General features: G+C 44.2%; 21 protein-coding genes. 6 read left to right on the forward strand and 15 right to left on the reverse strand.

Features of this window, described 5'->3' with window-relative positions:
• Positions 1 to 74: 74 nt before the first annotated feature.
• Complete coding sequence (locus BW716_RS05705) at positions 75 to 992, reverse strand: hypothetical protein (RefSeq protein ID WP_083721563.1); 918 nt, start codon at positions 990 to 992, stop codon at positions 75 to 77.
• A gap of 208 nt (positions 993 to 1,200) precedes the next feature.
• Here BW716_RS05705 and BW716_RS05710 point away from each other — a divergent pair, with 208 nt between their 5' ends.
• Together BW716_RS05710 and BW716_RS05715 are read left to right on the forward strand one after the other, a co-directional pair.
• On the forward strand, positions 1,201 to 1,860 hold the full coding sequence (locus BW716_RS05710; RefSeq protein WP_083721564.1) for a metal-dependent transcriptional regulator: 660 nt from the start codon (positions 1,201 to 1,203) through the stop codon (positions 1,858 to 1,860).
• A gap of 9 nt (positions 1,861 to 1,869) precedes the next feature.
• Entirely contained in the window at positions 1,870 to 3,747 is a 1,878-nt protein-coding gene (locus BW716_RS05715; RefSeq protein ID WP_083721565.1) for an Nramp family divalent metal transporter, read from the forward strand.
• A gap of 198 nt (positions 3,748 to 3,945) precedes the next feature.
• On the opposite strand, the gene BW716_RS05720 is transcribed toward BW716_RS05715, so the two are convergent.
• The 5 genes from BW716_RS05720 to BW716_RS05740 form a co-directional block, all read right to left on the reverse strand.
• Positions 3,946 to 4,692, reverse strand: a complete 747-nt coding sequence (locus tag BW716_RS05720; protein WP_083721566.1) for a LytTR family DNA-binding domain-containing protein — start codon at positions 4,690 to 4,692, stop codon at positions 3,946 to 3,948.
• Positions 4,670 to 5,731: a sensor histidine kinase gene (locus BW716_RS05725; RefSeq protein WP_143708728.1), complete on the reverse strand. Its 1,062-nt coding sequence runs from the start codon at positions 5,729 to 5,731 to the stop codon at positions 4,670 to 4,672. Before BW716_RS05725 ends, BW716_RS05720 begins: the two co-directional genes overlap by 23 nt.
• Before the next feature lie 47 nt (positions 5,732 to 5,778).
• A complete protein-coding gene (locus BW716_RS05730; RefSeq protein ID WP_083721567.1) occupies positions 5,779 to 6,126 on the reverse strand; it encodes a DUF4288 domain-containing protein in 348 nt (115 codons plus the stop codon).
• 17 nt (positions 6,127 to 6,143) lie between these two features.
• Positions 6,144 to 6,887, reverse strand: a complete 744-nt coding sequence (locus BW716_RS05735; RefSeq protein WP_143708729.1) for a DUF5668 domain-containing protein — start codon at positions 6,885 to 6,887, stop codon at positions 6,144 to 6,146.
• 340 nt (positions 6,888 to 7,227) lie between these two features.
• Positions 7,228 to 7,929 (reverse strand): SGNH/GDSL hydrolase family protein, encoded by a 702-nt coding sequence (locus BW716_RS05740; RefSeq protein ID WP_083721569.1) that lies wholly within the window; start codon positions 7,927 to 7,929, stop codon positions 7,228 to 7,230.
• 133 nt (positions 7,930 to 8,062) lie between these two features.
• On the opposite strand from BW716_RS05740, the gene icd reads away from it, so the two are divergent.
• Both icd and BW716_RS05750 read left to right on the forward strand, forming a co-directional pair.
• A complete protein-coding gene (icd, locus tag BW716_RS05745; protein WP_083721570.1) occupies positions 8,063 to 9,328 on the forward strand; it encodes an NADP-dependent isocitrate dehydrogenase in 1,266 nt (421 codons plus the stop codon).
• Positions 9,329 to 9,506: 178 nt separating this feature from the next.
• Positions 9,507 to 10,739, forward strand: coding sequence for an NADP-dependent isocitrate dehydrogenase (locus tag BW716_RS05750; RefSeq protein WP_083721571.1), 1,233 nt, complete (start codon positions 9,507 to 9,509; stop codon positions 10,737 to 10,739).
• 211 nt (positions 10,740 to 10,950) lie between these two features.
• On the opposite strand, the gene BW716_RS05755 is transcribed toward BW716_RS05750, so the two are convergent.
• From BW716_RS05755 to BW716_RS05770, 4 genes are all read right to left on the reverse strand, one after another.
• Entirely contained in the window at positions 10,951 to 12,609 is a 1,659-nt protein-coding gene (locus tag BW716_RS05755; protein WP_083721572.1) for a murein L,D-transpeptidase, read from the reverse strand.
• A gap of 471 nt (positions 12,610 to 13,080) precedes the next feature.
• A complete protein-coding gene (locus BW716_RS05760; protein WP_083721573.1) occupies positions 13,081 to 13,296 on the reverse strand; it encodes a hypothetical protein in 216 nt (71 codons plus the stop codon).
• 147 nt (positions 13,297 to 13,443) lie between these two features.
• Complete coding sequence (locus BW716_RS05765; protein ID WP_083721574.1) at positions 13,444 to 15,411, reverse strand: putative porin; 1,968 nt, start codon at positions 15,409 to 15,411, stop codon at positions 13,444 to 13,446.
• Between the two features lie 61 nt (positions 15,412 to 15,472).
• The gene (locus BW716_RS05770) at positions 15,473 to 16,294 is read right to left on the reverse strand and encodes a purine-nucleoside phosphorylase (RefSeq protein ID WP_143708730.1); all 822 of its coding nucleotides are present in this window, start codon (positions 16,292 to 16,294) and stop codon (positions 15,473 to 15,475) included.
• 284 nt (positions 16,295 to 16,578) lie between these two features.
• Between BW716_RS05770 and sucC the strand changes: the two genes are divergently transcribed.
• Together sucC and BW716_RS05780 are read left to right on the forward strand one after the other, a co-directional pair.
• Complete coding sequence (gene sucC / locus BW716_RS05775; RefSeq protein ID WP_083721575.1) at positions 16,579 to 17,790, forward strand: ADP-forming succinate--CoA ligase subunit beta; 1,212 nt, start codon at positions 16,579 to 16,581, stop codon at positions 17,788 to 17,790.
• Positions 17,791 to 18,113: 323 nt separating this feature from the next.
• Entirely contained in the window at positions 18,114 to 19,112 is a 999-nt protein-coding gene (locus BW716_RS05780) for a DUF4407 domain-containing protein (RefSeq protein WP_083721576.1), read from the forward strand.
• Here BW716_RS05780 and BW716_RS05785 read toward each other — a convergent pair.
• From BW716_RS05785 to BW716_RS05805, 5 genes are all read right to left on the reverse strand, one after another.
• On the reverse strand, positions 19,109 to 19,729 hold the full coding sequence (locus BW716_RS05785; protein WP_083721577.1) for a SprT-like domain-containing protein: 621 nt from the start codon (positions 19,727 to 19,729) through the stop codon (positions 19,109 to 19,111). The genes BW716_RS05780 and BW716_RS05785 overlap by 4 nt on opposite strands.
• A gap of 6 nt (positions 19,730 to 19,735) precedes the next feature.
• Positions 19,736 to 20,122, reverse strand: a complete 387-nt coding sequence (locus tag BW716_RS05790; protein ID WP_083721578.1) for a hypothetical protein — start codon at positions 20,120 to 20,122, stop codon at positions 19,736 to 19,738.
• Positions 20,115 to 20,357 (reverse strand): AtpZ/AtpI family protein, encoded by a 243-nt coding sequence (locus BW716_RS38925; protein WP_083721579.1) that lies wholly within the window; start codon positions 20,355 to 20,357, stop codon positions 20,115 to 20,117. Before BW716_RS38925 ends, BW716_RS05790 begins: the two co-directional genes overlap by 8 nt.
• Positions 20,302 to 20,763 (reverse strand): polymer-forming cytoskeletal protein, encoded by a 462-nt coding sequence (locus BW716_RS05800; RefSeq protein WP_083721580.1) that lies wholly within the window; start codon positions 20,761 to 20,763, stop codon positions 20,302 to 20,304. Before BW716_RS05800 ends, BW716_RS38925 begins: the two co-directional genes overlap by 56 nt.
• Before the next feature lie 166 nt (positions 20,764 to 20,929).
• The gene (locus BW716_RS05805) at positions 20,930 to 21,334 is read right to left on the reverse strand and encodes a hypothetical protein (RefSeq protein ID WP_072361003.1); all 405 of its coding nucleotides are present in this window, start codon (positions 21,332 to 21,334) and stop codon (positions 20,930 to 20,932) included.
• Positions 21,335 to 21,410 lie beyond the last annotated feature (76 nt).

The following is a 21,410-nucleotide window of genomic DNA, read 5'->3' on the forward strand; positions in this document are numbered from 1 at the left end:
AAAACCATTTTCAATAAAAAAGGGTCGGAAATAAATTCCAACCCTATTATTCCAATCTATTTTAATTCCAAAAACTATTTCTTTTTCGTAAACCCTCCTTCAAACAAACACCTGATCCCTCTATACGCTCCACAACCACCAATCTCCTTTATCGTCAGCTTGCTTGCAGAAAACTGAAACGCTATCCCACATTCCGTATCCTTATCCGTAAACTCTCCTTTATTCGCACCTGCAAAATGCCCCGTACCAGATATCTCTCCTTTACACCCACTCTCCTTCGCAAATGATATAAAGAACAAAAATGACTTCGCATCTTTCCCATCACGAATTGATACTATACTATTCTCACCCGCCGCATAATCACCACTAAATTTATTCTTCTTTGGCAGCGTATCAATCGGATTAAATAACTGACCAGGTGCCGCTTCACCAGTAGAGTTAGTCATGATCAGCGCAGTGCTGCCATTCGCTTCTACTGAATAGAAATTTTCAGTTGTACCCGTATGACCAGGCGTTACTTCTGTCTCTGTCGTAATCTTCACCATCTCCTTACTATCGATAGAGAAGTATTCCTTTTTATTACTCTTACTATTTAACCAAGCTACCTGCACACGACTCAGGTAATGATCCTTCTTATCAAACACACACAGGTATGCAGCTGTCGTATTCTTGTCCTCAGCTTTGATCACAAGATAGTTGATCTGTTTGCCCGTCAGTGATACTAATGGATAATAACTCACCTTGCCGGTTGGGAAGTCAGCCTTCGCCAGCGTATCGACCAAAAACCGGCTGATAAGGGCGGTGTCGATAGCAGTGGAATCACCAGTCTTGCTGGTAAGCAGCTCCGGAGTCAGCTTGTAAGGCAGTTTGCTGTCAGCAAATGACTGACGGAATTCTTTAAAAGTTATTGCATCAGCGCCTGATTTTTTACCGCCCGACTTGCAGGAGGCGAAAAGTCCAAGTGCTAATGCTGCTATCAACAGCTTATTCATGCGTATTTGCTTGTTTATTATGGCCGAAAAGTTAAAGAAAAAATTGATATGAACAAAAGCGAAGCGCAAAATTGGGATTTTTTCTCGATTATTTAGGTAAATTTCGGACATCCTTATGTAATATCCGGCACCAGTGGGCGATTTGAGGGAACCAGTTGCATTTCTCCAATATATTATTTAGATTTACCTAAATTTTATTTTTAGCAATATGAATTTGTCGATCTCAGAGGAGAACTATATCAAATCAATCTATAAATTAGAAGAAGGACAGGAACCAGTCAGCACCAATGCGCTGGCCTATGAGCTGGATACCAAACCCGCATCGGTGACCGACATGGCAAAGAAGCTAAAAGAAAAGAAGCTCATTGCATATGAGAAATACCAGGGCATCAACCTGACCAGCGAAGGGAAAAAAGCCGCCCTGCAAATCATACGCCGACACCGCCTCTGGGAATGTTTCCTGGTGGATAAACTCAGTTTCAGCTGGGAAGAAGTACACGAACTGGCCGAAGAACTGGAACATGTTCGCAGCGAAAAACTGACCAACCGCCTCAGCGAATTCCTGGGTAACCCGCAGATTGATCCTCACGGTGACCCCATCCCTGATGCACAAGGCAAAATGGGTAAACCCAGGGTACATACCAGCCTCCATAAATCAAAAGCCAACCGGCTCGAAGTCATGGCAGTATCCGATAAATCGGCCGCCCTGCTGGAATTTCTGAATACTAAAGGCGTGCGGTTAGGGACACAACTGGACGTCATTGAACGATATGAATTTGACAACTCTATTGAGATAAAAATAAAGAACCAACCTGCCTTTACCATCAGTGAACAGGTAGCGAAAAATATCATGGTAAAGCAGATTTAAGCTAATTTTATGAACCATCAGCACACATCCCTTGGCGAAGTACATCAAAGTGTAGACACGACTGCAGACAACCCAAACCGCTGGAAAAAAATGTTTGCCTTCTTTGGACCTGCTTACCTCGTGAGCGTAGGGTATATGGACCCCGGCAACTGGGCCACAGACCTCGCCGGCGGCAGCCAATACGGGTATACCCTGCTATGGGTACTGCTCATGAGTAACCTCATGGCACTACTACTACAATCACTCAGCGCAAGACTAGGCATTGTTCGCGGACGTGACCTCGCTCAGGCAAACAGAGAGACATACCCCCCAGGTGTTAATTTCGTTTTGTATATACTGGCAGAAATCGCCATTGCAGCCACCGACCTGGCAGAAGTGCTGGGCATGGCCATCGGTATCCAGTTACTAACAGGATTACCTTTGCAATGGGGTGTGAGCATTACCGTTTTCGATACCTTTCTATTACTGGTATTGCAGAAATATGGTATCCGGAAAATGGAGGCTTTCATCATCATGTTAGTGGCAATTGTAGGCGTATCATTCCTGGTTGAACTGATTATGGCTAAGCCTGTGATGAGTGAAGTGATCACTGGTTTTGTACCCCGCATTCCCGATAATACGGCGCTCTATATTGCCATCGGTATCATTGGTGCCACCGTGATGCCTCATAATCTATACCTGCACTCTGCATTGGTGCAAACGCGGAAAATAAGGCAGGATGAAGCAGGCATCAGACAAGCATTGAAATTAAATTTTATTGATAGTGCGATTGCATTAAATTTAGCGTTCTTTGTAAATGCAGCAATATTGATCCTGGCCGCTGCGGTGTTCTTTAAATCAGGGAAAACCAGTGTGGCAGAAATACAGGATGCACATAAGTTACTGGAAGGATTGTTAAGCAATAAATGGGCACCGATCCTGTTCGCTGTCGCATTGATTGCAGCAGGACAAAGTTCTACGGTGACCGGCACCTTAGCCGGACAAATTGTGATGGAAGGATACCTGAAACTACGTATCAATCCATGGTTGAGAAGATTACTGACAAGGTTGCTGGCCATTGTACCCGCGCTGTTGGTGATACAGATTGCAGGTGTTGATAAGGTAGGAGACCTCCTGGTATTCAGTCAGGTGTTGCTGAGTTTACAGCTGGGTTTTGCAGTGATCCCGCTGATACATTTTGTGAGTGATAAAAAGACGATGGGGAAATTTGCGGTGAACGTACCTGTGAAGATCCTCAGCTGGGTGATTACAGCAGTGCTGGTGTATCTGAATACACGCATGGTGTTTACAGAAGCCATGCATTATATGGAAGGAGGCGGTTCTATCTGGGTAGATATTCTTATTTCAATACTCGCTATTGGATTTGTAGTGTTGCTGTTTATTACTGTGCTTTATCCACTGGCTACAAAGTATGCTTTAAAGAGTTCGACAAATATACATCCTGCTACAGCTGTGTCTTTGGAGAATATTACCATACCTCAGTATAACAGAATTGCACTGGCGCTTGATTTTAGTAAAGATGATGAGGCGATCATTGCAAATGCGATTGCACATGGCAATGCCAATACAAGTTACCTGCTGATCCATATTGTGGAGAGTGCATCGGCGAAGTATTTAGGAAGAGAATCGGATGATCTTGAAACGAGGAAAGACAAGGAGCAGATGGATACGTATGTGAGTTTGCTGAAGAGTAAAAATCTGCAGGCGGAAGGGTTCCTGGGATATAGACACAGAGCGGAAGAGATCGTGCGGATCGTGAAGTCGGAAAAGGCGGATTTTTTAGTGTTGGGTGGACATGGACATACAGGGATTAAGGATTGGATTTACGGAGAAACGACTAATCAGGTGAGACATAAGGTGAAGATACCTGTGTTGGTCGTGCAGTAAATATAAAACGGATTGCGAACTACGTACTACGATGAAAAAAGGCAATCGTAATACATAATTCGCAATCCGATTAATATTTTTATAGCTTAATATGGTTCAGGGCCTGTGGCCGGCTTTTAATGCAGGCAAATGTAAATGTGGGCGAATTTAAAAGCTAACAGATTTTAATACTCCCCGATTTTAATGCCATTATTGGGGCTATAACCCCAGCGCTAATTTCAGTTTTGGATACCCCGTCTTACTCACCGGCACCTTCGCCCCACTCTTCAACATCGCCAGGTGATTTTCCTTTTCATAAGGCTCTATCCTCGTCACCTGATTTACATTCAGAATATAAGAACGATGCACTCTCGCAAACTGCTGCATATCTAAAGTCTTCTCAAAGAATGCCATTGTTTTATTTTTCAAAAACGCACCTTCCTGTGTCACTACCTTCACATAATCATCCGCTGCTTCGAGGTAATGAATATCCTGTACGGGTATTATCTTAATTTTCCCATTGATCTTCACCACTACCCTGTTACTCTGCAATGGACTCGCTGCCGCCGTTTCTAATAAAGCATCTGCCTGCAAAGGCACCGGCACCGTTTCCTGTCGCTTCTCCAGCCATTTCTGCAAGGCTTTGTCAAATCGTTCTTTAGAGAATGGCTTTAATAAATAATCAGTCGCATTCACTTCAAACGCCCTGATCGCATGTTCTTCAAAAGCAGTCGTAAAGATCACTGCAGGCAGCTCTTCTACCAGTTCCAACATCTCAAATCCATTGATCTTTGGCATCTGTACATCCAGGAAAATGATGTCCGGCTGGTGTTGCTGTATTGCCTTTAATCCTTCAAACCCATCATTGCATTCCTGCAGGATCTGGATCTGTGTGAAAGTTCCGAGGTATTCTTTTACGATTTCCCTGGCCAGTGGTTCATCATCAATTATTACTGCTTTTATCATAGCGTTGCGGCACTTTAATCAGTGTTGTGTAAATGTTGTCTTTTGCTTCCGTTTCCAGTAGATCCTGTCTTGCAAAGAGCAGGTACAACCGTCTACGAATTGAGTTTAATCCAAAGCCTGTACCGGTTGGCTTTTGTGACAGATCGGCGTCGTATGGATTCTGTACCAGTATGTATAGCAGATCGTCTACTGACCATGCCTGTATGGTGATCGTGATCGCATCCGTGGTATCATACAATCCATACTTGATCGCGTTTTCTACTACAGGTTGCAATAGCATGGGTGGTATCATCATCTTTTCTACGTCTCCGTCTGCTTTGACTGCTGTTGTTAAACGATGACCAAAGCGGACTTTTTCTATATCCAGGTACAATTGAAGGTATTGTAGTTCATCTGGGAGCAAGATCCATTGCTGGTCTTCCCGTTTCAATGTACCTCTCAGAAAATCACTGAGCTTGAGTACCATCTCTCTTGCCTGCTGTGGACGCAATGCAATCAATGCATTGATAGAGTTCAGACTGTTGAATAAAAAATGCGGTTGCAGTTGTTGTCTGAGTTTGTACAATTCTGCTTCGCGCGCTAATCTTTCTGTCGCCTGCTTTCTGCTCAACTCCTGCCGCTGTTCTTCCAGGTCATACCAGTAAAGGCTTTTGAACGCTATGCCTGTAATCAGTAACCATCCGAAGAGGAACCTGACCGGCATTGCCAGGTGAATCCATTCCAGGTAAGGCTGATTGTTCTGAAACGTATATTGCAGCGCCCATGTGCTCAGTGAAATCCAGATCAGGGCCTGAGATGTTGAAAAACAGAGCACGAAAAAAGTCTTCCCTTTCTGCGGCCGGTAATAGGCCAGGCTGTAACTGATAGTCAATGCTGCCAGGGCCAGAAAACCAATGTGGATACCACTATCTACCCAGGCGATGGAATCAGGAAAATGAAACCAGAACTGTAGCAGTACTGCCTGTACGATCAGCGATACATACCCCGTGGCAGCGAATGACCAGCGAAACGATTTATCTGTAATGAGTTGACTTGCCAAATTATTTTGTTTGTTAGTAGGTACATCCTTTTTGTGAAATGTTACATTCAGTTAGCATGTACATCTGCTCCATTCAACTGCGCTGCTCTTACCTGCAACCATGAGATATAAGCGTTTGGGTCTCCGGGTTCTTCTATACGTGAGTACAGTTCCATACCATCATCCAGGGAGTTCAGGCTATTCAATTCGGGTACGTTGATAAAGCGCCATTCTACCAGTTCCTGCTTTTGGTTCCTAAAAGAATATTGCTCCTGTTTACCCAGTTCACAAGCTCTTTTCCAGGCTTCCTGTTTGCTGCCGGCACTGATCAGACGTAGCTGTTCATCGAACTGCGGTGTGTGTGAACCGGTGCCAGTAATGATCTGATATACGATCTTGGCTACAAACCATGTCATAATTGTAATATTTAAAATCAGCTATAACTTTTAATTTCAATGCCGCCAAATACGCAGCTACCTTTGATGAAGAGCACCTTGTTGGGGTTGGCGCCGATCAGTTCGATCGGGCGTTTATCTTCTACGCCACCAAATACACTGCTGGTCATGATCTTCACTTCCCAGTTTGCAGGCACCACCAGTTCTACTCCACCAAATACACAATCACAATTCAGTACGATTGTACCATCAAAATCGGCTTGTAAAAGGTTGACATCACAACCACCAAAGACTGCCGATATACGGCCACCTTTGAATTTTTTGGATACAATGAGCCGGTTTTCGCCACTGAATACTACATCTGCATTGATATAATCTTCATCTTCAGGATAAAGATCCGGGACTACTTTGGGTTCGTCATCTTCATCCAGGTATTTTTTGTGGGAACCTGGCCGGAAAACGATAAAGAGTAAACCAATTATGATTAATAACCCTGGCCAGAGGAAACGATCTACATCAAATGGCAGGTAGAAATATTCTCTTATCAAAAAAACACTACCTATTAACATCATAATCAACCCTCCAACGTTCCTGCACTCACTTTTAATCCAGATCATAAGACCTATACCCATTATCAGCATCTGCCAGGATACTATCCACTCCGGAATATCGAGATCGAGGTTATGTAATAAGAGGAAAACGCCTACCAGTAGGATGATAACACCTCTCAAAGCTCCGTTCTTCTCGTGTTTTCTTCGTCCGTAAAAGTCTCTATTTCGCATTGTTTGTTCTCATTTAACGATACAAACTTAGGAAGGGGGCGTGGGTTATGGAAGGGGGTTTAGGTTAAAATTGGGAGGAGGGCGGTAAGCGGCATGAAAAGGTCGGTGAAATTTCCAGGGTTTAATAATTAACGAAAAAAAGCGCTTTCACCTTCGGCGAAAGCGCTTTTTTTCGGGTGGCGGGGCCGGCGGCCGGCTTTAAGAGGTTTCTTTAATAAGACAGCGGGGTATGTGGCCGGCTAGCTTTTAAGAGGTTTCTTTAATAAGACGACGGGGTACGTGGCCGGCATTAAAAACGTTCCTTTTTTTAAGACGGCGGAGCCGGCGGCCGGCTTTAAATTTAATACGCTGGTGGCGGTGCTACCATGGCTTTAAGAATAATAGACAGCTTGGCCGCCCACATACCCATTTCCTGCCCGGAATAATGTAACCCATCACTGGTTATTAAGCCCTTAGGGTCCTGCATTACATCGCGGGTATCAGGCGTAATATCCAGGTACTTCACTTTATGCTTCTTCGCAATCGCCTTATTCGCTTCGTTATACTGATCTATCTGCCCTGCTATGTCATCACGATCACGGCCTTCAGCATACGGGGTCACACCCCAGTCAGGAATGGAAATCACCACTACATGGCTGGCCTTTCCACCAGCATAACCAATAGCTCTTTCCAGCAGCTGTGTAAACCATGGCTTATAACTATCTACCGGAAAGCCCCTATACTGATCGTTCACCCCAATCAGGAGGGTGACGATGTCATACGTTTCGTTAATAGGGTTTGCATTCAGGGCATCGTTCAGTTCGATAGTGGTCCAGCCGGTTTTGGCCACTATTTTTGGGTCTGCTACTTCTATCCCACTGTTTTTCAGAATTTTAACGGTCTGAACAGGAAAACGGTCGTTTTCTCCTACTCCTTCGCCAATGGTATAACTATCGCCCAGGGCTAAGTAAGTAAATACGGTCGTATCATTTGGAGTCGTCATGGAATTTGCTTTAATCTGTAAGGTGAGGAACAAAAAGCAAATTAAAAATAATTTGTACATAGGAATAGTTTTTAAACTGTTAGGCAGGTTACATTGAAGAATCCCTGCTTTAACATTACGTTTCGGTCATTAATTAGTACCTTTGCGCTCGAATAATTTATCAAAATTACGAACACGTAAAGAAACTAGTTTTATGCCGGCAGAAAAAATATCAATGACCAATGGCCAGTTATCGGTACCTAACCATCCCATTATTCCTTTTATTGAAGGTGATGGTATCGGACCGGATATCTGGGCTGCCAGCGTGCGTGTATTTGACGCCGCTGTCGAAAAGGCCTATGGTGGAAAAAGAAAGATAGAATGGAAAGAGGTACTGGCAGGTGAAAAAGCCTTCCAGCAGACAGGTGAATGGCTGCCAAAAGCAACGCTGGACGCCTTCAAAGAATATCTGGTTTCTATCAAAGGTCCGCTGTCTACCCCTGTTGGTGGTGGTATCCGTTCCCTGAACGTAGCCATGCGCCAGGAACTGGACCTGTATGCCTGCGTACGCCCTGTACGTTGGTTCGACAAGGTGCCTTCTCCTGTTAAGCACCCTGAGAAAGTAGACATGGTCATTTTCCGCGAAAACACGGAAGATATCTATGCCGGTATCGAATATATGTATGGTACTCCGGAAGCAAAAAAACTGCTGAAGTTCCTGCAGGAAGAATTGGGTGTTAAAAAGATCCGTTTCCCTGAAACTTCTTCACTGGGTATCAAGCCTGTTTCTAAAGAAGGTACTGAGCGCCTGGTACGTGCAGCCCTCAGGTATGCACTGGAAAAGAAACTGCCTTCATTGACACTGGTTCACAAAGGTAATATCATGAAATTCACCGAAGGTGGTTTCAAAACCTGGGGCTATGAACTGGCTGTGCGCGAGTTCGGCGATCAGGTGTATACCTGGGAACAGTGGGAAGCTACCAAGAAAGAGAAAGGTGAAGAGGAAGCAAACAAAGAACTGGCTGTAGCTACTGCTCTTAAAAAACTGATCGTGAAGGATGTGATCGCTGACAACTTCCTGCAGCAGATACTGCTGGCTCCACAGGATTACTCAGTTGTAGCGACCCTGAACCTGAACGGTGACTATATTTCTGACGCCCTGGCTGCTGCTGTAGGTGGTATCGGTATCGCACCTGGTGCGAATATCAACTACCTGACAGGTCATGCGGTGTTCGAAGCTACACACGGTACTGCTCCGCGCTTTGCCAATACCAATTCTATGAACCCAAGCTCCGTGATCCTGAGTGGTGTAATGATGCTGGAATATATGGGTTGGACGGAGGCTGCAGACATGATCGTTCATGGTCTGAGCACAGCGATTGCACGTAAGCGTGTAACGATCGACTTCTACAAGTTGATGGACGATGCAACCCTGGTAAAAACCAGTGAGTTTGCTGATGAAGTAATTAAGCACCTGTAACAAAGGTCTGTTTATAAGTTTTTAAGGGGGCTGGTTAAAAAGCAATATGCTTTTTTAACCGGCCCTTGGTGACTAGATCAGCCGGTGGCCCCGATTTAAAACCGAAAAACTTGTAAATTTTGCCCCATTATTGTATATTTCGCGATTACTCGTAACTAATTAAAAATCAAACCCGAAAATGGCAGAAAAAATTAAAGTCGCAAATCCTGTCGTAGAACTGGACGGAGATGAGATGACCAGGATCATCTGGAAATTTATTAAAGACAAACTGATACTTCCTTATCTTGACGTTGATATCCAATACTTCGACCTTGGCATGGAGCACCGTGATGCTACCAACGACCAGGTTACTATAGATGCCGCGAACGCGATCAGAGCTGTTGGTGTAGGTATTAAATGTGCTACCATCACTCCTGACGAGGCGCGTGTTAAAGAGTTCAATCTGAAACAGATGTGGAAGTCACCAAACGGTACTATCCGTAACATCCTGGATGGTACAGTTTTCCGTGAGCCAATCGTTACTTCTAATGTACCTCGCCTGGTTCCTAACTGGACCGCTCCTATCTGCATAGGCCGTCACGCTTTCGGTGACCAATACCGCGCTACTGACTTCGTAGTAAAAGGTAAAGGTAAACTGACTATCAAGTTTGAAGGTGAAAATGGTGAAGTGATCGAGCATGAAGTATACAACTTCAAAGGCGATGGCGTAGCACTGGCTATGTACAACACCGACGAATCTATCAAAGGCTTTGCACGTGCTTGTTTCAACCAGGCGCTGATCAAAAAATGGCCTTTGTACCTGAGTACCAAGAACACCATCCTGAAGAAATATGATGGTCGTTTCAAAGATATCTTTGAAGACATCTATCAGGAAGAATTCAAAGCGAAATTCGATGCCGCTGGCCTGACTTATGAGCACCGCCTGATCGATGACATGGTGGCGAGCGCACTGAAATGGAATGGTAACTTTGTATGGGCTTGTAAGAACTATGATGGCGATGTTCAGTCTGATACTGTTGCACAAGGTTTTGGTTCACTGGGTCTGATGACTTCTACCCTGGTTACACCAGATGGTAAAGTAATGGAAGCAGAAGCTGCACATGGTACTGTAACCCGTCACTATCGCGATCATCAGGCTGGTAAGCCTACATCTACTAACCCGATTGCATCTATCTTTGCATGGACAAGAGGCCTGGAATTCAGAGGTCGTCTTGATTCTAATCAGGCGCTGATTGATTTCTGTCATGCACTGGAGCAGGTTTGCGTAGAGGTTGTGGAGAGTGGAAAGATGACGAAAGATTTGGCTGTTTGTATTCACGGTAATAAAGTTGAACACGGAAAGCATTATCTTTACACTGAGGAATTCCTGACGGCATTGGATGATGCACTGAAGGTGAAACTCAGTAAATAATTAGCCACACGTTTGCAATACTGATATGAGACGACGTCCTTCCTTTTGGAGGGACGTTGTTACTTTAGGGAAGTTGGATGCTAAATAGGCAAAAAAATGAGGCTTTTCCCTTCGGGAAAAGCCTCATTTTTTTGAGAACCAATCTGCCCCAGCGTTTGCTGGGGCAGATTGGTAATGCGAAAGAAGGTTATAGATTATAACAACTATTGTTTTATAATGCCATTAGTTTTTTCATGATCTTGTCTTCGCCATAAATATCTTCGTAGAACATCATCTGGCCATCCCTGCCCTCGGCTGTGTAGTAACGTAAATAAATAGGAATGCCTTTTGACAAATCAATCTGCTTCTTCTGCCCTTTATCTAACCAGGCACGTACACTGTCACGCTTGAAACGTTTATCATCCTTAATTAAATACATCGCAAGACTATCCCATTGCTGTATACGTACACAACCATGACTCATAGCCCGGTAGGCATTTCTGAATAAACCACGGTTATTAGTATCGTGCAGATATACAGCATATTTATTGAAGAAATTAAACTTCATAATCCCCAATGAGTTTTCCAGACCATCCATTTGCCTGAGTACATAAGGGAAATAATTTTTACTGAACTTCTTCCACGGTACACTATCCGGGTTCACGGCATTACCATCTCTATCTATTACTTCTAAGTTTTTCTTTGCTAAGTAATGCGGATCTTTCTGGATAGCAGGCAGCATTTCTTTGATAGAAATACTGAACGGTACACGCCAGTAAGGATACATTACAAAGTTCGACAACCTTGAATTCAGGAGTGGTGTACGGGTACGGGGCGCACCTACGATCACACGGGAGTCGAGGATCACCTGATCACTATCCCACACCATCATATGGTAACCCGGTATATTTACAAAGATGTAACGGTGCGGTAATGAATCCGGCCATTTGCGCCAGCGATCCAGGTTTACAGCAGCCTGTATCATCCAGTCATGAAATGATTTATTCATAACCTGGACGGTTTTCTTACCTGCCAGTCCATCTTCAAATAAATTAAACTCATGTTGGAAAGCTTTCACCCCTTCTCTCAGTAAAGCAGTATCTGCACCATGTCCATTGGAAGTATCCACATGTCCTGTCTGTACCAACCGGTTCAACACCAGTTGTTTGAACGCCGGTGTATCTACGTAGGCAGTAGGCAGTGAATCCCAATGTAAGGACTGATACTTTGCTTTGAAATTCAGCAAAGCGGCTTTCAAAGAATGATAACCTGCGTAAGCTGGTTCCAGCTGATGAAAGGTGCCGGAGATGTTGTTGTCTTTTAACGCAGTGGTGAGCAGCTGTACCAGTGTGGTATCTGTCATTACTGAATCAGGACGAAGCGTGATGCTGTCACGCGGAGCAATACCATAACGGAGATGGGTAGCCATTTTCATAAATGCATCCGTCATCATGACGTCTACTTCCGCGAGCAACGCGGCGTCCCTGTCTGAACCGGTGGCAGCATGGAGTTGCTGCATAGCAGAATCCAGTGCACTACGGTGATAGATACCTGCAGGTAAACCGACTTCGTCAGCGTGGTCGATGAAATACAACATTGAATCTGCAGCCGGCAGCAATTGTCCGTCTACAGACCATTTGGCCTGATTGGCTGCGAGCTCATAAAAGTACTGTAACGCAGGTACGCTGTGTACCGGTACTTTATCCTCAAGGGCTTTGTTATCAGCCGTGTAGCTGAGTCGCTCACCTATTTGTTCCTGAATCACCTCACCCAGTTGTTTTACGTCCCTCACTATTTCTCTTTTCCGGAGTTCCCGTTTCTGATGACAGGAGAACAATGCAAACGATGCTACAAGACATAGCACGATGTCCCTTACAAACTTATACTTCATTGGCGTTTGAAACGATTAATTAAAGGTACGTATTTGAAAATATTTTCATAGAAGATATTGCCGGGGTCGTAATAATACTACAAAATTAATGCTAACATATTTCAGGGTTAATTTAAAAAATGCTGATTTATTTACAACAGTTCTTCTTCACGAACAAAGACTGTATGAATTTCAATATTGATACGACTATTTTCATCCTTTCTTCTTTTTTGCACTCAAAAAATGAATTCGAACTTCGTTGCAAAGGTATTACTTTAAAATAAAATCCTTGTTTGATATTGGACTAAAAATCAAACAAGGATCTAAAAGCAAATAGTGTAGCGACAAACCTTGTACAAATGACAAGGTTATCACATTACTGCTTTTAAAAAAAGTCAATAACAAGTTTACGCGGAAATCAAGGATCAATTATTTCACTGGAGATGGTATGGGGCAAAAGGGTCAGGATTCATCTTCTAATGGTGGCAATACCTATTTCTCTTCGTGGTTCTCTTCGATCTGATCGGCGATAGCTAATAACAGAGACATACTGGCTACTTTAGTAGCTTCTGCACGTACATGGCCATCGAGATCGTGTTCAAAATATACATCACTACCATTCAGATTCACCTTAAAGCGTGGAGAATGACCATTAATGGGCTGAACGGAATATCTGTTTCTGTTGTAAACTACGGTAAATGCCTTCATAATCTCTTCATTTTACTATTAAGGTAAACAAAGTTTACGCCAGATGATCACAGTCATACAAAAAAAAAGGGCCTAAACACGCTAAAACGGTTTAGGCCCTTATCCTAGTAATATATTAATTATCAATTTATTACATTACTACTAATTTTAGTTAACGAACCACCAACGTAATCCCAGTCTGAATTGGAAGTTATTGTAAGGATAATGCGGCCCGGCGAAATTATTTGTTGCAAAAAACGTATTCAGGTTCTCTGTTCTGACAAATGCATTGAATGATTTAATCCGGAAATGCAGGAAAGCAGCCAGGTCCGGTGCATGATATTGAACTTTTTGGGTAGTCTGATACACAAATTGACCGACTACCGGAGAATAATCGTCTGCATAGTAAGATGTCATGTATTTCGCTTCCACCCCTACCATCAGGTTCAGGTTGTTAAACAGCCGGTTTTCGTATGCAATACGGTGACGGGTCCAAAATGTTGGAATATTCACCGGTGCCGTACCATGCACCTGCTGGAAGGTGAAATCTGCATACCAGTTCCAGTGTTTCCAGGTGAACTTTTTGCTGAACATGATTTCCAGCATATTGAATATCGCCTCTGCCTGTGCACTCGTATAGTAATTACTCATATAGGTGTAGTTGCCTATGATGTAGTAATTCACGGTCAGGTTATACTTCAGCTTCGGATTGTCTGCAGTGAACTGTATTTTGGAAATATTCTCCTTTGCCAGCGAATTGTTATACCAGCTATCGTAATTACTTGCAAAGTACTTGTACACATACGACGGTTCCCTGTTCACATTCGAAAACGCTACTCTTACATTTCCTAAGGTAGGATTCAGGTACCTGCTCAGCATACCACTCACACTATAATCCCCGCTGTTCTGACCCGCCATATACAATTCACCTATGGCCTGGAAGTCCCATTTCTGGTTCCGGGTCTTATTGCGGTATTCCCCGTGCAGGGCCAGGTTGCTAAACTTGATATCCGCATCCAGGAAGGTACCAGTGGTATTTTCAATCCTCGCTCCTGCTGTGATAAAGTGTGCCTGGTTACCCCTGATAGGGAACTGCACCAGCGAAATGTCGTTGGAGATCGTTTTAAAATTGTGCTGTGCCTTGATGGTATCGCCGGAATATGCCCAGTTATAATGCTTGGTATAATAGAACGTATCCGGTGTTGGATCCAGGTATGCTATCTGGTCTGTATTCAGTTTGAATGTGTATTGCACCCTGAATACCGGATCGAATTTATATACATCCGTCGTATCGTTCACATGGATCGTATCCCCTTTTCCCCAGTCGTAGGACTGCATGAAGAGGAAGCCTGCCTGGTCGATCGAACTCTTTACCGGGATGGTGGAGTTAAAAAGACTGCTGGTAGTGCTGGCATCGTTACCCAGGTTTACGTCGATGGTTTTACGCTGGCTATAGCGGGGATTATCCAGGTCGTCATCGTTCCGGATACCACCGTTCTCACCATTCGCATATTTGTTGTAGAAGTAGCTGAGGGTGGCATTGTACCGCTTATCCTTAGAGTTATATCGTCCGGTGAGGCGGTAAATGTTATGATTCGTGGTCTGAGCGCGGAAGAAGCCAGGGGCATAGACCTTCTGGTACTCAAATCCGAAATTGAACTTGTCGGTCCGGTTCTGGGTATGCAGTACGCCCAGCTGTTGTTCCTGCTGACTACCAATCATATAATTCAGTTCCGTATACGGACGGTTCGAATAGTAGATCCTGGCGTTATCGTGATTGAACCCGTAGGCATCAAAGCTATGAAAACCTGCGTCGAAACCTGCCGTCATACGGGGAGTGAAGGCTACCGGGCGTGCCGGAGAGCCATTGTTACCCAGGTAGATGTAGTTCGCGGGCACTCTCAGAAAAGGGCCATTGAAATCGGAAATCGAGGAGTCTATTTTATAATCAGTAGGTTCTCCCAATCTCCGGTAAGTGATGGTCAGTGTGTCCGGTACCTGATGAGTAGAGCCGGAATCCTTTGTCGTCTTGGAGGAACTACCACCGCTGCCCAGGTTACTGAAACGGCTGGAGGACTGCGCCTTTACCTGCGACATTATGACCAACAATAAAAACGTAATAATTAATGACCGCATTCTATGTTTTGTTTCCTGCTTCTTTTTGTGCTAGCTGAAAGTGTGCAATTTATGTAAAACCTTATAACACGCTGATCAGTTCCCTGAAAATAAGTGTTAATTTCGGCTCTGCTGCATTCGCAGCTTCCAGCACTTCTTCGTGAGTGATCACATTTTCCTCTTCCCGGATACCGATATCAGTGATCACGCTCATGGCAAATACCTTCATACCACTGTGCATGGCCACGATCACTTCGGGTACGGTGCTCATACCTACAGCATCGCCTCCGATTTTGTGCATATATTGATATTCAGCCCTGGTTTCAAAGGTAGGGCCTTGTACACCAACGTATACACCTGTGTGAACAGGAATGTTATTGTTTGCAGCAATTTCCTTTGCCTTAGCGATCAACGCTTTGGAATATGGCTCGCTCATATCAGGGAACCTTGGACCTAATTCAGCAATATTTGGGCCACGCAGGGGATGTTCCGGCTGAAGGTTGATATGATCACGGATAATCATGAGGTCACCTACTTTGAAAGCATGGTTCATACCACCAGCGGCATTGGATACCAGCAGGGTATGCACCCCCAGTGCCTTGAAAACCCTTACCGGAAAGGTCACCTGCTGCATCGAAAAACCTTCGTAATAATGAAAACGACCTGCCATAGCTACCACGGGACGACCATTCATTTTGCCTAAAACCAGGCGGCCACGATGCCCTTCGACTGTCGAAACAGGGAAATGTGGAATCGATTCGTAAGGAATTTCGATGGCTTCCGAAATTTCGCCTGCCAGGTTACCCAATCCACTTCCCAAAATAATACCTACCTCAGGTGTCAGGGACCATATTTTCTTAATATAGTCCGAAGCAGCAGCTATTTGTTGTAACAGATCACTCATTTTTTGAAAATAATTATAGTTTTATGGTGCTGATCCCTGTCATGTTTTTTAAAAGGTTACGATCATTTTGAAACCGGGCCACATAGTGATTAACTGTATGATATCCAATGATTCGCACACAATCGGCTGACGGTAGTCAGAAACGGCTGTCAGGCCCTCTGTGGTGTTTTATGCTGATGGTTACCTTTTCGACAGGGTTGCGCAAAGTTATTTTTAAATTCACAAAACGCTAGGGTTTTATATTTAAATCATAATGCCCTATTTTAGCGGCAAATTTTTATCAGATGAACTTACATGAATACCAGGCTAAAGAACTGTTGAAGAAATACAATGTTCCGGTACAGGAAGGGATTCCGGTTGATACTCCGGAAGCGGCGGCTGAAGCGTACAAACAATTGAAGGTACAGTATGGTAATGAGTTTGCAGTGGTGAAGGCACAGATACATGCCGGTGGACGCGGTAAAGGAACCATTCGTGGTAAAGACCAGCGTGGTGTTGCTGTTGGTAAAAATGCGGAAGACGTAAAAACAATTGCCGGAAATATCCTTGGCGGCACCCTGGTAACCATCCAGACCGGAGAGGCCGGCAAACTGGTAAATAAAGTATTGGTGGCGCAGGACGTTTATTATCCTGGTCCTAACCCAATTAAAGAATTATACCTCTCTATCCTGCTGGATCGTGCAAAAGGTAAGAACGTGATCATGTACTCCACAGAAGGTGGTATGGACATCGAAGAGGTTGCTCACAAAACTCCTGAGAAGATCTTTAAGGAACTGGTTGAGCCAAACACTACCCTGCAGCCTTTCCAGGCTAGAAAAATCGCTTTCAACTTCGGTCTGAGCGGTGAAGCTTTCAAAAATATGGTGAAGTTTGTAACCAACCTGTACAATGCGTACGTAGGTCTGGATGCAGCTATGCTGGAAATCAACCCACTGTTCAAAACCAGCGATGAAAAGATCATTGCCGTTGACTGTAAATTAGGCCTGGATGACAACGCACTGATGCGTCATGCTGATCTGGAAGCACTGCGTGATATTTCTGAAGAAGATCCTACAGAAGTTGAAGCTGGTAAGTACAACCTGAACTTCGTGAAACTGGATGGTAACGTAGGTTGTATGGTGAATGGTGCTGGTCTGGCTATGGCGACTATGGATATGATCAAGCTGAGTGGTGGTGAGCCTGCAAACTTCCTGGACGTAGGGGGTACTGCAAATGCAACAACTGTAGAAGCTGGTTTCCGTATCATTCTGAAAGATCCTAAGGTAAAAGCAATCCTGATCAATATCTTCGGTGGTATCGTTCGTTGTGATCGTGTTGCACAGGGTGTAATCGATGCGTACAAATCAATTGGTAACATCACAGTTCCTATCATTGTACGTTTACAGGGTACTAACGCTGAAGAAGCGAAGAAACTGATTGAAGAAAGTGGTTTGACTGTACAGTCAGCTATTTTGCTGAGCGAAGCTGCTGCGCTGGTGAATAAGGCGGTGAGTTAATAATAATGACTAAATAGCAATAGCAAAGAAAGCCCCGGGTGAAAACCTGGGGCTTTCTTCGCTATAGACTATTGCTATTTGGTCATTCCAAATTTAAAGCTCGTCCCTTCAGGACGAGCTTTAAATTTGATAGCATGGTCGCGTGGGGAGCCTAACACTCCCGGTAATCACTCTCCTTACTCCACCTGATCACATTTTTGCCAACCCCCATCACATTTCCAATTTACCTTCCCAAAAATTCCCTACCTTCATTATCCATCCTCATACTACCTGAAAACCCGCAGGTGTACATCTTTTATTACCTATTAAATTCAGTCAAAACAATGAAACGCATTGGCGATTTCTTCCTGTTCTGCTCCGGTGCACACGTGCCCTTACTTCGGCGTGCACCTACGGAAACCAACAAATACGGAGGCATTGGGGCAACTATTTTCTTTACGGGTTTGCTGGCGGCCTTCTCCGGAGGCTATGCACTATGGAGTGTATTCGGTCAGCTTTGGTCTACCCTATTGTTCGGACTGATCTGGGGCCTGATGATCTTTAACTTAGACAGGTACATCGTATCGGGTATGAAAAAGCGTAACAAATTCAGCAGTGAGTTTTTAATGGCATTACCCCGTATCGTATTGGCTATCTTAATCGCGATCGTGATTTCAAAACCACTGGAACTACAGGTCTTTGGCAAGGAAATCAGGCAGGAACTCATCGTCATGGAACAACAGGTGTTCAAAACCCAGGAGGACAATGTGCTTGCCCGCTACAAACAACGCATGACTGAGCTGAATGGGGAAATCGCTCTTCTGGAACACGGCATTCAAACACAGGCGCTCCGCAGAGATACCCTGCAAAAAATTGCCCAGGAAGAAGCAGATGGTACCGGTGGCTCACGTGTTAAAAACCTTGGTCCTATCTACAAAGCCAAGAAAGCAGATGCTGACAGCGCAGGCATGGCACTGCAAAAGATCACCGCAGAAAACGGCGCGCTCATTGCCAGCAAAAGACAGGAACTGGCAGGTATCGATTCTACTTTCAAAGCAACAGTAGCACAACTGGACCGCACACACATCGATGGTCTCGCTTCTCAGCTGGATGCACTTGGTCATCTCACAGAAAGGAGTATCCCTGTCAGGTGGGCGAACTGGTTTATCACCTTATTGTTCATCACCATCGAAACAGCACCGGTATTTGTAAAACTCATCTCTCCCCGCGGACCATACGATGATCTGCTGGAGGCACATGAACATGCGTTCATCATTCACAGAAAAGAGACAATTGAAAAAAGAGAAAGAGAGTATGAAAACAGGATGATGGTGGTACGCTAAGCAGCGATGATCTCCACCTCGTAAACAGGGCTGAACAAATACATTCTTTTAGTCGCTACTTCTTCACAACGATAGCGCTTTCTGACTTTTTCACCTTTTCGGAATATCCTTCCATCCTTTGTTTTGAACAATTGATCCAGCGGCAACTGCTCCACCAGGTAATGATTCTCCTTCCGGCGATCATACCTGGTCAGCACCCGCATTAAGTCATCATCCGCACACGAGCTGGCAGCAGGATTCTGTATACTCTGCCTCAGGGCTCCCTCCACATCAGGTGGCAGATACCCTTTTCCCACAAACTGTCTGAGAATATTTGAAAACTGGTGCTTCCACTCCTTTCCATGCGAAGACACCCGGTTACCGTACAAATTGAAGGTAGTCAGGTGTGCCATTTCATGCAATAAAGTAATAAGAAATGCGTACTTATTCAGGTTGCCGTTGATACTGATGCGGTGCCCGCCCCGGGAATCGGGATGCCGGTAGTCACCCAGTATACTGGCCCTTTCGCGGGTAATAGTCAGGTGTACCTTAAATTCCTGGATATAAGTCAGCACCTGCTCAAAGGTTCCCTCGGGCAGGTAAGCCGATAATGCTTGCAGGGGATGTTCGTGCTTCACGACCGCTTACTTTTTCCTTTTCGTCAGCTGTTGCAGGCTTAAGGTCTCTATGACCGTATACACCACATACAGGAACATGAGTATGAAAATAGTCTCTTTGCTGGTATGAGCACGGTTTAGTACTACATAAACTGTAATACCCACCAGGCATAGCATCATTTTGCTAAGAGTAGAAGCATACACCCTGCGCACGAATGCATTGTTGTCGGCAGATGTAATGCCTTTGCGATTCATGCTGTAAGAAAGTCCGGTAATAGCGGCTAACGCCAGGTTGCCAATGAGTAGTACATTTATATGTAACCCTATTTCCAGCAACCGGGCATTTAAATAAATAAGCGCGCCATTCAATATGATAAAGAGGCCTATGAGCCTATAATAAAACCTGTCAGTCATTCCTGCGGGTATCTTTGATGATTTGCCACAAAATTACCGCTAATGCCAGTAAAGAAAAAATGATCATGAAAACAGGAATACGCCATCCCGTTCGCTGGTCAAGTTTATAACCGGCAAATACGGCCAATCCAAGGGAGGCCATCATCTGAAATGCAAGTCCAGCATACCGATAGAGTTGATTAGGCTTTTTCGGGAGCTTTTTCGGAAGCTTTTTCTGTGACAACGGATTTTCCATGCTTTTCTTTCTGGTTAGCTACTGCTGCTACGTCTTCTGGCTCCATATAGCAACGGCCATTGAACTTAGCAGTTGGTTCCATTTCAAAATGGGCAGTGTATAAATCTCCTTTTACAAGTGCATTACCTTTCAGGAACAGCAGGTCTTCTACCTTGACGATACCTGTTACCTTTCCGAGAATGTCTGCACTGTTACAAATGAGATCACCGGTGATTTCACCTTCTGGTCCTACGACAATCTTAGCTTTTGTAGAAACCAGACCGTTTACCTGGCCGTCAATACGAATGTCCCCTTCGCATACGATATCTCCCTGAATAGAAGTACCACTACCAATAATGTTTACATTGGAAGTAGGCATTACTGTTTTGCTCTCGCTTCTTGTGTTGCGGTTGTTGTTGCTAAACATAGGATTTAAGGTTTGTCAGCTTTTAACTGATTGTAAGATAGTTTTATTTATTTACGTATTATTAGTGCCTGCAAATCACCTCATATAAGAAGTTATTCACATTTTCTCCTAACGGTTGTTGTGTCCCATAGCGTATAAGGATGCTCTAATTTTTTAGTCTTCTACTTTAATAAGTACTGTTATCTACTTTTGGCACTTTCAAGGTGGTGGTGTCCAGCTTGCTGGTTGAAAAATCGCCACCGATTACCTGTTTGATATCGTCCAGATATTTGTCACGCGCGTTGATAGCGGTTTCCAGAGAGTCTGTGCGCATCTTGAGCCGAATAAACTCACGACGTTGTTTCAAATCTCCATAACCTGGAATATAGTAACGTAAAGGTGTAAATACAACGGTGGCTACGGTAATGGTTACCAGTAATACGAACAATGTGCTTAACGCAACGTATACACTCATCCTGGAGAGTTTGAAAGAGGTTACCTCTTCATAGGTATTGTCGTTCATGATCACCAGGCGGTATTTGTTGCCGACCTGTCCCACATTCCTGCCTTTTTTATCGCGCTTGTTAGCCATATCCGCAATAGAACTTGATATAATTTCTGATAATCAACCGGCTAAAGTTAAACATTTATATTATTTACTATGCAAA

Origin of the sequence: [Flexibacter] sp. ATCC 35208, assembly GCF_001975825.1 — a bacterium.
Taxonomy (GTDB): domain Bacteria; phylum Bacteroidota; class Bacteroidia; order Chitinophagales; family Chitinophagaceae; genus Chitinophaga.

Bases quoted from the DNA above. Each gene is read 5' to 3' on its own strand.
- BW716_RS05705 (WP_083721563.1), bottom strand. From the start codon at position 992: ATGAATAAGCTGTTGATAGCAGCATTAGCACTTGGACTTTTCGCCTCC.
- BW716_RS05765 (WP_083721574.1), bottom strand. From the start codon at position 15,411: ATGCGGTCATTAATTATTACGTTTTTATTGTTGGTCATAATGTCGCAG.
- BW716_RS05740 (WP_083721569.1), bottom strand. From the start codon at position 7,929: ATGTACAAATTATTTTTAATTTGCTTTTTGTTCCTCACCTTACAGATT.
- BW716_RS05710 (WP_083721564.1), top strand. From the start codon at position 1,201: ATGAATTTGTCGATCTCAGAGGAGAACTATATCAAATCAATCTATAAA.
- BW716_RS05755 (WP_083721572.1), bottom strand. From the start codon at position 12,609: ATGAAGTATAAGTTTGTAAGGGACATCGTGCTATGTCTTGTAGCATCG.
- BW716_RS05730 (WP_083721567.1), bottom strand. From the start codon at position 6,126: ATGACATGGTTTGTAGCCAAGATCGTATATCAGATCATTACTGGCACC.
- BW716_RS05720 (WP_083721566.1), bottom strand. From the start codon at position 4,692: ATGATAAAAGCAGTAATAATTGATGATGAACCACTGGCCAGGGAAATC.
- BW716_RS05800 (WP_083721580.1), bottom strand. From the start codon at position 20,763: ATGTTTAGCAACAACAACCGCAACACAAGAAGCGAGAGCAAAACAGTA.
- BW716_RS05780 (WP_083721576.1), top strand. From the start codon at position 18,114: ATGAAACGCATTGGCGATTTCTTCCTGTTCTGCTCCGGTGCACACGTG.
- icd (WP_083721570.1), top strand. From the start codon at position 8,063: ATGCCGGCAGAAAAAATATCAATGACCAATGGCCAGTTATCGGTACCT.
- BW716_RS05790 (WP_083721578.1), bottom strand. From the start codon at position 20,122: ATGACTGACAGGTTTTATTATAGGCTCATAGGCCTCTTTATCATATTG.
- BW716_RS05760 (WP_083721573.1), bottom strand. From the start codon at position 13,296: ATGAAGGCATTTACCGTAGTTTACAACAGAAACAGATATTCCGTTCAG.
- BW716_RS05770 (WP_143708730.1), bottom strand. From the start codon at position 16,294: ATGAGTGATCTGTTACAACAAATAGCTGCTGCTTCGGACTATATTAAG.
- BW716_RS38925 (WP_083721579.1), bottom strand. From the start codon at position 20,357: ATGGAAAATCCGTTGTCACAGAAAAAGCTTCCGAAAAAGCTCCCGAAA.
- BW716_RS05750 (WP_083721571.1), top strand. From the start codon at position 9,507: ATGGCAGAAAAAATTAAAGTCGCAAATCCTGTCGTAGAACTGGACGGA.
- sucC (WP_083721575.1), top strand. From the start codon at position 16,579: ATGAACTTACATGAATACCAGGCTAAAGAACTGTTGAAGAAATACAAT.
- BW716_RS05805 (WP_072361003.1), bottom strand. From the start codon at position 21,334: ATGGCTAACAAGCGCGATAAAAAAGGCAGGAATGTGGGACAGGTCGGC.
- BW716_RS05715 (WP_083721565.1), top strand. From the start codon at position 1,870: ATGAACCATCAGCACACATCCCTTGGCGAAGTACATCAAAGTGTAGAC.
- BW716_RS05735 (WP_143708729.1), bottom strand. From the start codon at position 6,887: ATGCGAAATAGAGACTTTTACGGACGAAGAAAACACGAGAAGAACGGA.